This is a genomic window from Tenacibaculum sp. MAR_2010_89, from assembly GCF_900105985.1.
GTDB classification, from domain to species: domain Bacteria; phylum Bacteroidota; class Bacteroidia; order Flavobacteriales; family Flavobacteriaceae; genus Polaribacter; species Polaribacter halocynthiae.
The window spans coordinates 19009-32531 of the sequence record NZ_FNUB01000001.1; the positions used below are offsets into that span (position 1 = coordinate 19009).

General features: G+C 28.5%; 14 protein-coding genes. 5 read left to right on the top strand and 9 right to left on the bottom strand.

Annotation, left to right across the window (positions count from 1 at the left end; translation table 11 throughout):
• The first annotated feature begins 19 nt into the window (after positions 1-19).
• The 3 genes from BLV71_RS00085 to BLV71_RS00095 all read left to right on the top strand — a co-directional run bounded on the left by BLV71_RS00085 (position 20) and on the right by BLV71_RS00095 (position 2701).
• Complete coding sequence (locus BLV71_RS00085; RefSeq protein WP_093868587.1) at positions 20-1528, top strand: GH3 auxin-responsive promoter family protein; 1509 nt, start codon at positions 20-22, stop codon at positions 1526-1528.
• Positions 1529-2089 (top strand): Crp/Fnr family transcriptional regulator, encoded by a 561-nt coding sequence (locus tag BLV71_RS00090; protein ID WP_093868588.1) that lies wholly within the window; start codon positions 1529-1531, stop codon positions 2087-2089.
• Positions 2090-2158: 69 nt separating this feature from the next.
• A complete protein-coding gene (locus tag BLV71_RS00095) occupies positions 2159-2701 on the top strand; it encodes a hypothetical protein (RefSeq protein ID WP_093868589.1) in 543 nt (180 codons plus the stop codon).
• On the opposite strand, the gene BLV71_RS00100 is transcribed toward BLV71_RS00095, so the two are convergent.
• The 9 genes from BLV71_RS00100 to BLV71_RS00140 form a co-directional block, all read right to left on the bottom strand.
• Entirely contained in the window at positions 2679-3461 is a 783-nt protein-coding gene (locus BLV71_RS00100; protein ID WP_093868590.1) for an ABC transporter permease, read from the bottom strand. The two genes, BLV71_RS00095 and BLV71_RS00100, sit on opposite strands and share 23 nt — an antisense overlap.
• A gap of 5 nt (positions 3462-3466) precedes the next feature.
• Positions 3467-4384 (bottom strand): ABC transporter ATP-binding protein, encoded by a 918-nt coding sequence (locus BLV71_RS00105; RefSeq protein ID WP_093868591.1) that lies wholly within the window; start codon positions 4382-4384, stop codon positions 3467-3469.
• Positions 4385-4521: 137 nt separating this feature from the next.
• Positions 4522-4947, bottom strand: coding sequence for a hypothetical protein (locus BLV71_RS00110; RefSeq protein ID WP_093868592.1), 426 nt, complete (start codon positions 4945-4947; stop codon positions 4522-4524).
• An 87-nt stretch (positions 4948-5034) separates the two neighbouring features.
• On the bottom strand, positions 5035-6288 hold the full coding sequence (locus tag BLV71_RS00115; RefSeq protein ID WP_093868617.1) for a tetratricopeptide repeat protein: 1254 nt from the start codon (positions 6286-6288) through the stop codon (positions 5035-5037).
• A gap of 19 nt (positions 6289-6307) precedes the next feature.
• Positions 6308-7168: a motility-associated ABC transporter substrate-binding family protein gene (locus BLV71_RS00120; protein WP_093868593.1), complete on the bottom strand. Its 861-nt coding sequence runs from the start codon at positions 7166-7168 to the stop codon at positions 6308-6310.
• A gap of 35 nt (positions 7169-7203) precedes the next feature.
• Positions 7204-8715 carry a M56 family metallopeptidase gene (locus tag BLV71_RS00125; RefSeq protein ID WP_093868594.1) on the bottom strand — a complete coding sequence of 504 codons (1512 nt, stop codon included), beginning with the start codon at positions 8713-8715 and terminating at the stop codon, positions 7204-7206.
• 12 nt (positions 8716-8727) lie between these two features.
• Positions 8728-9222 carry a hypothetical protein gene (locus BLV71_RS00130; RefSeq protein ID WP_143032736.1) on the bottom strand — a complete coding sequence of 165 codons (495 nt, stop codon included), beginning with the start codon at positions 9220-9222 and terminating at the stop codon, positions 8728-8730.
• Positions 9212-9586, bottom strand: coding sequence for a BlaI/MecI/CopY family transcriptional regulator (locus tag BLV71_RS00135; RefSeq protein ID WP_093868596.1), 375 nt, complete (start codon positions 9584-9586; stop codon positions 9212-9214). The genes BLV71_RS00130 and BLV71_RS00135 overlap by 11 nt, the downstream gene beginning before the upstream one ends.
• Complete coding sequence (locus tag BLV71_RS00140) at positions 9583-10797, bottom strand: hypothetical protein (RefSeq protein ID WP_143032737.1); 1215 nt, start codon at positions 10795-10797, stop codon at positions 9583-9585. The genes BLV71_RS00135 and BLV71_RS00140 overlap by 4 nt, the downstream gene beginning before the upstream one ends.
• 198 nt (positions 10798-10995) lie before the next feature.
• On the opposite strand from BLV71_RS00140, the gene BLV71_RS00145 reads away from it, so the two are divergent.
• Both BLV71_RS00145 and lysS read left to right on the top strand, forming a co-directional pair.
• Positions 10996-11499 carry a DUF456 domain-containing protein gene (locus BLV71_RS00145; RefSeq protein WP_093868598.1) on the top strand — a complete coding sequence of 168 codons (504 nt, stop codon included), beginning with the start codon at positions 10996-10998 and terminating at the stop codon, positions 11497-11499.
• A 258-nt stretch (positions 11500-11757) separates the two neighbouring features.
• Positions 11758-13452 carry a lysine--tRNA ligase gene (gene lysS / locus BLV71_RS00155; protein WP_093868600.1) on the top strand — a complete coding sequence of 565 codons (1695 nt, stop codon included), beginning with the start codon at positions 11758-11760 and terminating at the stop codon, positions 13450-13452.
• Positions 13453-13523: the final 71 nt, after the last annotated feature.

Here is a 13523-nt window from a genome sequence, read left to right on the forward strand (position 1 = left end):
TACAAACTTAAAAAAATATATGGCGTTTCCGTTTATAAATTCAATCATTTCTTGGTTTTTAAAAAAACGTAAGCATCAAGTAGAACTATTTTTAAAATACCCTATTGATGTTCAAAATGAAGTATTATTCAGATTATTAAACACTGCCAAAAACACTGAATTAGGTAAATTACACCATTTTTCATCTATAGATTCTTACAAGAAATTTTCTTCACAAGTTCCCATTCAAAAATATGAAAGTATTGAGCCACTAATTGAACGCTGTAGAAAAGGTGAACAAAACATTTTTTGGCCTTCCCAAATAAGATGGTTTGCAAAATCAAGCGGAACTACAAATGCAAAAAGTAAATTTATCCCCGTAAGTGATGATGCTATTGAAAATTGCCATATGAAAGCAGGAAAAGATATGCTTTGCTTATACATTAACAACAATCAAAATGCTCAACTATTTAAAGGAAAAGGACTTCGATTAGGTGGTAGCTCTGCTGTTTACGAAGATAACAATTCGTATTTCGGGGATTTATCAGCTATCATTATAGAAAACATGCCTTTTTGGGCTGATTTTAGCTCTGCTCCTAAACAAGAAGTTGCTTTAATGGAAGAATGGGAAACAAAGATGGAAGCCATTATTGATGAAACCATTAATGAAAACATCACTAGTTTAGTTGGCGTGCCTTCATGGATGCTTGTTTTATTAAATAGAGTTTTAGAAAAAACAGGCAAAAACAACATTCTTGAAGTATGGCCCAATTTAGAAGTATACTTTCATGGTGGAGTTAATTTTAATCCCTATAGAGAACAATATAAAAAGTTAATTCCTAAAAAAAGTTTCCGCTATTATGAAACATACAATGCTTCTGAAGGTTTCTTTGCTTTACAAGATCAAAATAATTCTGAAGAGCTTTTATTAATGCTAGATTATGGGATTTTTTATGAGTTCATCCCTATGAATCAATATAATGGAGAAAACTCAATTGCTATTCCTCTTTCTGAAGTAAAGAAAGACATCAATTATGCAATGGTGATTACCACCAATGGAGGTTTATGGCGTTACTTAATTGGTGACACCATCAAATTTACATCAATAAAGCCCTATAGAATAAAAATTACAGGAAGAACAAAACACCATATAAATGTTTTTGGTGAAGAACTTATTATTGAAAACACAGAAGAAGCATTAAAAGCTGCTTGCGATAAAACCAACGCTAGTATTAAAGATTATACTGTTGGACCTATTTTTATGGATGGTAAAAAACAAGGAGCACATGAGTGGATAATTGAATTTAATAAAGCTCCTGAAAACTTGGCTTTTTTCACTGAATTATTAGATAACTCATTAAAAACTTGTAATTCTGATTATGAAGCTAAACGCTATAACAACATGACCTTATCAATGCCTAAGATTCATAAAGCTCGCAAAGGGTTATTTTATGACTGGCTAAAAAGAAAAGGAAAATTGGGAGGTCAACACAAAGTACCTCGCCTTTCAAATCAACGTGAATTTATTGAAGAATTATTACAATTATAAATGATAGATTATCCCCATAAAAACATCTCCTTTTTGCTAGAAAACCCTGAATTAATGGAAGCTCTTCAAGAAATCATGACTGTCAGAAGTTTTTCTAAACATGATATCATTCATGAAGCTGGTACAATCTGTAATAACTTTTATATCATAACTTCAGGTATAGCACGTGTTTTTTATTACAAAGAGGATAAAGATATTACTGTACATTTTTCTGCAGAACAAGAAAGTATCACCTCCATTGATAGTTTAATTCAACGTAAAAAAAGTAAATACAACATTCAGGCATTAGAAGACTTAAATACTTTTGTAATCAATATTAATGATATAGAGGAAGTACTTGAAAACAACCCTAAACATGAACGTTTTGGCCGTTTGTTTTTACAACAAATATATATCGAATTGGTTGAACGAATTGAATACATACAATTACATACTGCACAAGAACGCTACAATATTTTACTTAACAAAAAACCATATTTATTTCAACGTGTTTCATCAAAACATATAGCTTCATTTTTAGGCATGACACCAGAAACATTCAGTAGAATTAGAGGGAAATAATTTCTTGACAATTGTCAAGAATTATAATGAAATTACAAAATACATTTGTAGTACAAATTCTAATTAATCATGACAGTTTCAGAAAAACTAACTATATTTTATAAAGAAAATAACCTTTCAGAAGAAGGAGGTGTAAATGAAGATTTTTTTAATTTAAAGTTTAGGCTGTTTACAGTAAAATTACCCAATTCTCAATTTAGAAAAAACGTAGTCCATATTCATGACATTCAACATATTTTATATGATTGTGATATTAGCTGGAAAGGTGAAGCTTTTATAGCTGGCTGGGAAATAGCTACTGGTCTTTGGAAACATATCCCAATCGGATTTATGAGTTTATGGGCAATGGGATTTTCTTTATTAACACACCCAAAAGAAGTTTGGAAAGGGTATAACACTGGTTTATCTGTTAAAGGAATTATTGACTTAAAAATGACAAAAGATGAGTTACTAAAACTTTCATTAGAAGATTTAAAAAACATCATTAAAAAAAGAAAACCCACCAAAATGAATATTTTTCAGCGGGTAATATATAGTTTCTGGGTTACATCAAGTTTAATAACTTTATTCTTCCCCTTTCTCTTAATTCTTATTTTATATTTAATCTTTTAACATCTAAATATCCTAATACACTAGTTAGTATAAAACATAAAATACTATACACTGTTACAGACGAAATACCAAAAGTTTGAGGCATTTGATCTCCTAATGATATTGACAAAATATTATATGAATAAGGAAAATAAATAGATTCTGGTGCTTGGAAAGCAATCAAGCCAAGTATAACAAAAACCATTCCTACAGATAAAGGAACTATAAAGTTTTTAAACCTAAAACTCAACCAAAACTGAATTCCAACAATCCCTAAAGAAGCAATAAACGAAACTCCTAACATTTTTATATATTTCAAATAATCAGGCTGAAAGTCTAAAAACGCTAAATCTGAATAAAAAACTCCTAATAAAGTTCCAAAAAACAAAATTGCTACAAAGAAATAAACATATGTGCTTATAATTGAAAATAAAACTATAGATAATTTACCAAAATACACACTCCATTTTGGTATTGGCAATGCAAATAGATGTTTTATCCCAGTTGCTTTATGTTCAACTTGAATTATAAGACTAGTTATTAAAACTATAAATATGGGCACAAAAAATGGTATTGAATTTTTTACCTGATTTAACATGTATTTATCCCACGGGTTTACTCCTGCACCAGGTGCTAATTTTGCGTGCTTAACTGCATACACTATAAAAAACAGTAAAGGAATTATTAAAGCACTAATGACGGTTAACCAAAAAGCAAAAGTTCTTTTTAGTTTAATCAATTCATTTTTGGTATTAGATATATAAAATGTAATTGCTGACATAACTATTAATTTTCGGTTAATGATAAGAAAAGTTCTTCTAAATTATTTTTAATACTAGCTTGAAACACCTGTACTTTATTCGCTCTAAAAGCATCTATAACTTTAGTTATCTCTTCTTTATCTTCTACTTCTATTTGAATAAAATCATCTTCACTAGACATGTTTTCCTTATTTAAAGACTCTAAAACAACCATTGCCTCAATAAACTTGTCTACTTCAATTTCAACAATCATATTTTTACTTTTTGATTGTTTTAAAGACTTCACCGTATCTTGATACAGCATTTTACCATTCCTTATAATACCAACATGTGTACATGTTTTTTCAATTTCGCTTAACAAGTGGCTAGAAATAAAAACGGTAGTTCCGTATTTCTCATTCAATTCCTTAATTAACTCCCTCATTTCAATAATTCCTTTAGGATCGAGTCCATTAGTTGGCTCATCTAAAATTATAAGCTCAGGATTACTTAGTAATGAAATAGCCAAGCCCAAACGTTGCTTCATTCCTAATGAGTAAGCTTTCACTTTTTTCTTTTTCGCATGAGTTAACCTAACTATCTCTATAACCTCTTCAATTCTTTCTAGAGGTATTCCTCCTCTATAATTTGCTGCAATCTTTAAATTCTCAACCGCATTCAAGTGTTCGTATAATGAAGGGTTTTCTATCAACGCTCCAATTTTATTTAAACTTTTAATTCTGCTTCCTGCATTAAACGGCTTCCCAAACAAAGAAACTTCTCCTGCTTGCTTTTTTAAAAGCCCTAAAATTAAACGGATGGTTGTGCTTTTTCCTGAACCATTAGGTCCAAGAAAACCATAAACACTTCCTTTAGGTACCTGAAGTGCTAAACTCTCAATATCTTTTCTTGATTTTGAATAAGAAAAATTGAGATTTTTGGTTTCTACAATTAATTGATTCATATTTTGGTTTTATTAGTTTACTTATTTCGTAAACGAATCAATTATAAATTTGTAACAAAAACCGGTGTTTTTTAACAACTAATAACCAACGAATTGCACTTAAAAAAGTATCAATTCACTAGAATACATCAAATATATTAGTTGTTTTTAATAGCAATTTTAACAGGTAATGTATATTGAGTAGTTACTGGGATTCCTCTTTTAATTGCAGGAAATATTTTAGGAAGTTTTTTAACTGAAACCTTTAGTAAACTATCTAAAACTGGTAGCTTTTCTAAAACATTTTTCGATGCTTCAATTTCTTTTAATTTAACTCTACCATAATTGTTTATGATTAAATGAACATAAATTACCTCATCCATATCTTCATCTACAATAAAATCAATTTCACTTAATGACATTGAAATTTTTTCTTGTATTTCAGCTCTAAAACAATCATTTTTGGCACTTACATCAAGTTCTTTACATTTATTAAATGAAGGTGAAACATCTACTTTAGATAAATTAATAATAGTATCAATAGCTTGTGTTTTTTTTCTTTTTAGTAAAAGAGAAATAATCACACGATACTAAAAAGAATAGAATTATACCAAAAATCACATTTCGAATGTGCATTTCACTGATTTTTAAGTGAAAATACAAAAAAACTATTAGTCTAACACTTCACCTTTTTTAAAATAGAATTTTTTTATTTCTATTATTCTTCTTTTAACCTGCACAGAAAGAATAGAATCTTTCATTTCAAATCGATTCATATAATTTTTATAATGCTTATAAGCTATTTTTTTATTTTTATAATAATTTTCAGAAACTGTTGCCAATTGATACAGTGCTTTGTGATTTTTATAGTTTTCTTTTACAGCATTACCGTATGCTTTTATTGCTTGCTTTGGCTTATTTAATTTCTCGTAGGTCCTAGCTAACTTATAATACTCAGAATCTCTTGATTCTTTACCAATGAAAGACGCAAACATATATCCTAAACTTGCCTCTTCATAATTTTTCTGATCAAAAGCAACATCTCCTAAATATCCGTAAATTTTATAATCAGAACGATCTATTCGTTTCGCTTTATTAAAATACTTCTTAGCTTCATCATACTCTTTTAAATTATAAAAACTACGTCCTAACATTTTTTGAGTATATAATTCATTTTGCTCTAATGAATCTATCTTTTGCAATAATTGAATTGCATCACCATACTTTTTTGCTCTATAAAGATTATTAATTTTTAATTTATTTAATTTGATATGGTTAGGATTAATTTGAAGTCCTTTATCAATAAACATTCTAGCAGAATCTTTATACCTTAAAGAAGTATATGATCTCGCTAAAAGCTCTATTGCCTTTAAGTGAGTTTTATCTTTCTTATAAGCTTCTAAAAAACTATTCATTTTCAAATCTCTCTTTTTTAGCATTTTATAAGCAAGCCCTTTGTAATAATAATAATTCGCATTTGAATCATCTTTATTAATAAGCTTTTTAAAAATAGTAATTGCTTTCTTCGGTTTTTTAACTTGTAAATACAGCTTCCCCAATTGATAGCTAATTAATAAATTACCTGTATCTTTGGTAACAATATCTTTGAAAATAATTATTGCTTTATGTAAGTGTTTTCTTTTTTTATACAACTTCCCCAACTTAACTCTAGTCATATAATCATCTTTTATAATCAATGCCTTTTCATAATACATAATTGCTAATTTTGTATTATCAATTGCTTCATAAATAGATGCTGTTTTCTTATGAGACAAGAATGTTTCTGGCATTTTTTTTAATGATATTAATGCCTTTTTATACCTCCCGATATTTATTAAATCATCTATAGATTTAAAAGCCGAAGTTTGCGCTTCGACTTTTATAATTCCAATAATAAAAATAATAATTACAATTTTCTTTTTCATTAAATACAATTTCATAGTTTTATTTTGATTGAAGCCAATAAATTAAATTTAATAAAAACTTATAGTTTTCTGAAGCTTCTTCAGCATTCATTCCAACTTTAAACTGACTTCTTCCTGCTAATTGAGCTGTGAACATAGCTGCTTCTCCAAAAACTGCAACTTTCCCTTTTTTATATTTTATTACAGCACCCTGTGACATATTTGTAGCTTTAAAACGTTTTGTTTTACTAGAAAATCGCCACATCGTATCTGGTAAATACACGATTAATTTTTCATTTGTTTTTAAAATAGACTGTGCTTTATTTGGTATTTTAAATGCTTGCCCTGTAAAAGTTCTAACTCTTTTAATTTTACCATATGGTGATTTATTACTTGTAATCTTATGCTTAGCTAGCATTGAATTTTTCTTAGAAAAGTCAAAAATCCCTCTTCTATCTTTATCTAATAAAAAGCTATTATAAAATTTAAATCCAAAAGCAGCTCCTAATTTTTCACTAGCTCCAGCAAATGGCATGTGATCGGCTATTAAAAATAGTGAACCTCCTTTTGCTACCCATTTTTCTATCACTTTTATTTCTTCATCCGTAAATGCACTTTTAGTAGGTATAACAAAAGGCGGTCTACTTCCAGATGCCAATGCATTTGATATAACTAAAGTTTTAATTTTTTTTAAACTATTATCAGTAAATTTATTAGTAAAACCTTTTACTGTATACCCAGCTCTTCTTAACAATGTTGCAAAAGGTTTAAACCTATTACTCACAGTATGAAAATTATTATGAGCTTCATCTACAAAAATTTCTACTGTATGACTTGCTTTTCTAACAACTGGCAAGTATTTATCATCTGCTACTTGCTGAGAAAAAAACTCTAAGTCCAAATAATAAAAAAATTAAAACTATAGTTTGTTTCATGTTAATAAACCCTAAAAATTATAGGTAAAGTATACCCTACTTTAACTGGTTTATTATTTTTTTCTCCTGGAAGCATCTTTGGTAATTTTTTTACCATACTTATAACATGTTCTTTTAATTTAGGATGTGGAGCTCTTACATTTATATTTGTTATATCTCCATTTTCATCAATCTTAAACACTGTATATATCTTATTTCTACCTGGTTTCATACCTATTTTCTTAGGTAAATTACCATCAAAATTTTCTGCTACAAATTTTTGTATACTTTTATTCAAACAAGCTTTATCTCCTTCTGGACACCCCGGAAAAGTTGGAGCTTTATCTAGTAAATCAATAGGGAGACCGCCTCCTGAAGAAATTCTTTCTTCAACTGTCATTGCTTTTCTGTGCATTCCTACTACCTTTCTACCATTAAAATCATAAAGTTTAAAATAAAAAACATCTTTATCTTTCTTTTTTTCTAAATAGGTTTCTTTAAATTTAAGAAACTCACCTTTTTCATTTTCATCTAATTCTGTTAAGCTTATTTCTTTTCCTAAAGACTCTTCATTAAAAGATATAAAAAAATCTAAATACGTTTCTTTGTTCGTTTCTTGAAATTTTTTCTTTTCTCCAAAATAAATTTTTTGAAGCTGCTTCTTTGTTCCCAAATCTTCCAATTTATTCACACTACATGAAGTATATAATATCATACTTCCTAGTATTGGAATCAACAATAAATACTTTAACTGCTTAATTTTTTTTGATTGTTTTTTCGTCATCATAATAATTCGTTTTTTGATTAATGAATGTTTATAAAATTGATTAATGAATGAAATACTTTCTACTTGAAAAATATCAGAAAGTAAATTATTTATATAGTTATCTTTTGCTACTGATTTACTTACAACAGCATCTGATATATATTCATGTACTAATGAAACCCTATGTTGATACACATATATCATTGGATTAAACCACATGACTACTCTCAAAAATTCAAAAAGTAACAAATCAATCGTATGTTTTTGTTTACTATGAACTAGTTCATGTTGAATAATTTTTTCTTGTTTATCTGAAGAAATTTCTTTTCCTAAAAAAATATAATTAAAGAATGAAAATGCTTTAGAGTTTTTAGGTAACATAATTAAGCTATACCCTTCTTTCTTTATTATTTCATTTTTTATAATTAAACGAATAACCCTACTTAATTTGTAAACAAATACAATAAAAAAAAGTAAACACCCAACAATGAACAAAACATCTAAATAGTTAATAGATTGATACCATGTTGATTTTTCAATTACTTTTTGTGGTGACAAAACAACCTCAGGCAACAAAATTGTGTACTCTAGTGATACCGCTTTTTGAAATGATGGTAACTTTACAAATGGAAGTACAAATGATAAAAGTGCAGTACTAATTAAATACACTCTGTTCTTAGTAAAAAAAGTTTCTTTACTTAAAAAGAAATCATACACTGCAACAAACAATGCTTGAAATAAAACTACTTGAATTATATAATTTATCATGACTACTTATTTTTAAAAATTTGGTAATGAAATTTTTCCACATTGTGCAAAATCATCACTCTTTTTAATTGATACTTTAACTTCCTTTGCAAACTCTTTAATCAACTTTTTATACTTCTGGGTATTTATTTCAGAAACAGAATCATAAATTCTAAATGCATACACCTTTATACCACCATCCTTATTAAAATAAATTTTATTAAAAAGTTTTATATTCTTTTTCTTCACTCCCCAATTAAAATTATTCTTTACCAGAAACTTATATAAGTTGTTATGTAATTCTGACCAAGACTTATATACTTTGCCTATACTATCTTTACTAATAGAAGGATTTAATAAATTTTGATGACTCTCATCTAGCTTTAGTTTTAGAAAATTAATTTTTTCTTTTTCCGTTTGATCTTTTAAATTAAACACTAAAACTTCTGTATCTTTTTTATCCTTTTTAGTGTTACAACCAAAAACTAAAAACATAAAAAACAAAACAATGATTACCTTACTTCTCATTTTTTTTATTCTTATCAACTTCTTTCAGAATATTTTCTAATTCAGTTATGTCCATTTTATTTTCTTTCATAAAAAAAGAAACCATACTTTTAAATGACCCGCCAAAATATCCATTCATTAATTTATGAAGACTTTGATTACTATACGATGATTTTTCAATTATTGGATAGTATACGTACCCTCTTCCTTTTGGTTTATGACCTACAAACTCTTTAGTTTCTAAAATTCTTATAATTGTTGATACTGTATTATATGCAGGTTTAGGCATGGGTAACTCTGCAATTACCTCCTTTACCGATGCTTCATTTAATTCCCATAACACTTGCATTATCTGCTCTTCTGCTTTTGTTAACTGTTTACTCATTTTATCTCTTCTTGAAATGTTATTGTTTTATTTGTTTTAGATACAATTACAAAACTATATTCACCTTTAGGCAAATTTAAAACTGTTGAATTTTGCTTTTTATGTACTTCTTTTATTTTTACTGGTACTGCTTTTGTTAAGTCATCCTTTGTTTCAAAAACTAAAATCATCAAAGGGTATTCCACTTTTAATCTTTCTAATTCTAAAGTATACATTACTTCATCTTTTTCCACTATCATTCCTTTATCTGTTTTTATTGATGAATGAAAAACTGCTATATCTGCCCACGCATTAGACCTTTTATATTTAAAAAAACTTCCATTTTTGTCTTTTAACACTGAAGGTTTTTTAACATTAAACACTTTTAGCAGTGGAGAATTTAATTTTTTGTCGCCTCTTTCAGAATATTTCGTTTGATGTATAGTTAAAGGGTTTATACCTGTATATTCTTTTAATCTTCCCGCCATGCTTTTACCCCACCTTCTATGACTCCCCTCTAATACATGATCAAAGCCACAGTGTATTAGAAATTTATCATTAGGAAACTTTTCTAATTCTTTCTGTATATTTTTAGCCTGCTCTATTTCTCTCTCTTTATTATTAACTCCGATTGTTTGCTCATAAGGGAACACGTTATATCCTATTTTTATAGCTGTTCTTATTAACTGAGAAAAATTAGGGTCATTTGTATAGTATCCACTTGTTTTAATAGGGTACCCTCTAGTATTTAACATCAAATCTTTATCCTTACCATTCGCTAAAGCTTCTAAACCTAAATGCTTATACCCTTTAGCATACAATTCTTCAAGTAATGATTTTGTAAACAACCTATGATATGAGTTATGATGCCCTTCATTTATTATCACCAATCGTGTATTTTCAGATTCATTTATTATCTCATCTTTAGCATTATGAACAGTAAAATTACTCCTTAAAGAATCTGCTTTTCGCGATGAATATAAAACCTCCCTTCCTTTAAATGCTTTATCCCATTCTTTTAAAGCGTTTAAATAATTGCCTTTCAACATAAATTCATTAGCCGATAGTTGATACTTCCAAGCTACCGTATCATTTTCTAACTTCTCTAAAATCTCAAAATCAAACTTGTATTTATTTTTAAACGATATAAGCTCTTTTACATTTCTAACTTTCTCTTTAGAGCAACTACATAAAACCATTCCTATAAAAAAAATCACTACTAGCTTTTTCATATACATTTTATTAAAAAACTCAAACATAGTTAGTCTGAAATTAATCTTATTCCTTTAACTTTAAACATTTACTGATACAAATATAACTAAAAAATTAGTTTAAACTAATTTTTTAGTTGTAAAATTGTAACAAAACATCCTTTCCATCGTCTTAACACTAGAAACTTATAGTTTTTTAAAAAAAATTGAAACTAAATTATGGATACTTTTTTGTTATTACTTGGCTTATTATTTGTTTTCTTAGGAATAATAGGATCTTTTTTACCTATTCTACCGGGACCTATCACAGGCTGGACAGGTTTGTTATTACTTCATCTAACTAATGCAGTACCTATGGATAAAACATTTCTAACAATTACATTCATAATAGCTTTAGCAATATTTATTTTAGATTATTTCATACCAGCAATGGGAACCAAAAAATTTGGAGGAACAAAATATGGAGTCTACGGTACTACTATTGGTTTAATTATAGGATTATTTTCTCCTATTCCTTTTGGAATATTAATAGGAGCTTTTACTGGAGCCTTGATTGGAGAGTTATTATACGATAGTAAAGATGTTAACAGAGCCCTAAAAGCTTCTTTTGGTGCTTTTCTAGGTTTTTTAGCTTCCGTCACTATTAAATTCTCTGTTGCAGTAATCTATTTTGTACTTTTTATTATACAATTTTGGGAGTATAAAGGTGGCTTTTGGAGCTAAATTTAGCACAAAAAAAAAGCAACCCATCTCAGGGAAGCTTTCCATTGGTAACAAAACCATGGTGCATTTAAGCACCTTAACAACACAACTAAACGCTGCCCTTAAAAAAAGACAGCCTGCAAATATACGAACTTTATTTAAACACACAAGTAAAAAATATTTTTTTTTACTAAAAGTCAGTTTATCTTACATTGGTTTATTTTGTAATTGATTGTATCTTTGCCCTTTTAAATATAAGAAACACTTAAAAACAAAGTAATGCAATTATCAGAACAAGAAGTTGTACGTAGAGAAAAATTAGGCAGGTTACGTGAATTAGGAATCAATCCTTATCCAGCGGATTTATTCCCAGTAAATCACAATTCCAAACAGATTAAAGCTGATTTTTCTGAAGAAAAACAGGTGATTGTTGCTGGTAGACTAATGGCTATAAATGTACAAGGAAAAGCTTCTTTTGCTCAGTTACAAGATGCTGAAGGTCGTGTTCAAGTGTATTTTAACAGAGACGAAATTTGTCCTGGTGAAGACAAAACTTTATATAACGATGTTTTCAAAAAATTATTAGATTTAGGAGATTTTGTTGGAATTGAAGGAGAATTATTTAAAACAAAAGTAGGAGAGATTACTGTTCGAGTTAAAAACTTTAAGTTACTAAGTAAATCATTAAAACCTTTACCTATTCCAAAAGAAAAAGACGGAGTAGTATATGATGCTTTTACTGATCCTGAAATGCGTTATCGTCAACGTTATGCAGATTTGGTAGTAAACTCACATGTAAAAGAAGTTTTTGTTAAGCGTACAAAATTGTTTACTGCTATGCGTAACTTCTTTAATGAAGCTGGTTATTTTGAAGTTGAAACTCCTGTTTTACAACCAATTCCTGGAGGTGCTGCAGCAAGGCCTTTCATTACACATCATAATGCATTAGATGTTCCGTTATATATGCGTATTGCTAATGAACTTTATTTAAAACGTTTAATCGTTGGTGGTTTTGATGGTGTATATGAGTTTTCTAAAAACTTCCGTAATGAAGGAATGGATAGAACTCACAATCCTGAATTTACTGCCATGGAAATCTATGTAGCTTATAAAGATTACAATTGGATGATGGAATTTACTGAGAAGTTATTAGAATATTGTGCAATTGCAGTAAACGGAACAACTGAAGCTACCTTTGGTGAGCACAAAGTTGACTTTAAAGCTCCTTATGCTCGTGTTACCATGGCTGACTCTATCAAACATTTTACTGGTTTTGATATCACTAACAAAACTGAAGATGAAATAAGAACTGCAGCTAAAGGCATGGGTATTGAAGTTGATGACACCATGGGTAAAGGAAAATTAATTGATGAAATTTTCGGAGAAAAATGTGAAGGAAATTACATTCAACCAACTTACATTACTGATTATCCAAAAGAAATGTCTCCTCTTTGTAAAGAGCATAGAGAAAACCCAGAATTAACTGAGCGTTTTGAATTAATGGTTTGTGGTAAAGAAATTGCCAATGCATATTCAGAATTAAATGACCCTATAGATCAACGTGAGCGTTTTGAACATCAATTAAAGCTAGCTCAAAAAGGAGATGATGAAGCTACTGAGTTTATTGATGAAGATTTTTTACGTGCTTTAGAATATGGTATGCCTCCAACATCTGGTTTAGGTATTGGTATGGATAGATTAATAATGTTCTTAACTAACAATCAATCTATACAAGAAGTATTATTTTTCCCTCAAATGAGACCAGAAAAGAAAGCTCCTTCTATAGAGTTGAACGATGAAGAAAAAACAGTTTTAGCAATCATTGAAAAAGTAGAAAAAATTGATTTAAATGAGCTAAAAACTCAATCAGGTTTATCTAATAAAAAGTGGGATAAAACTATAAAAGGATTAACTAAAAATAAATTAGCCAAAGTTGAAAAAACTGATGAAGGCTTGTTTGTTGAAGCTTTATAAGCTAATTAACATATATAAAAGAGCAATCAAATTAGTTTGATTGCTCTTTTTAATTAAAAAAAGGTTTTTTA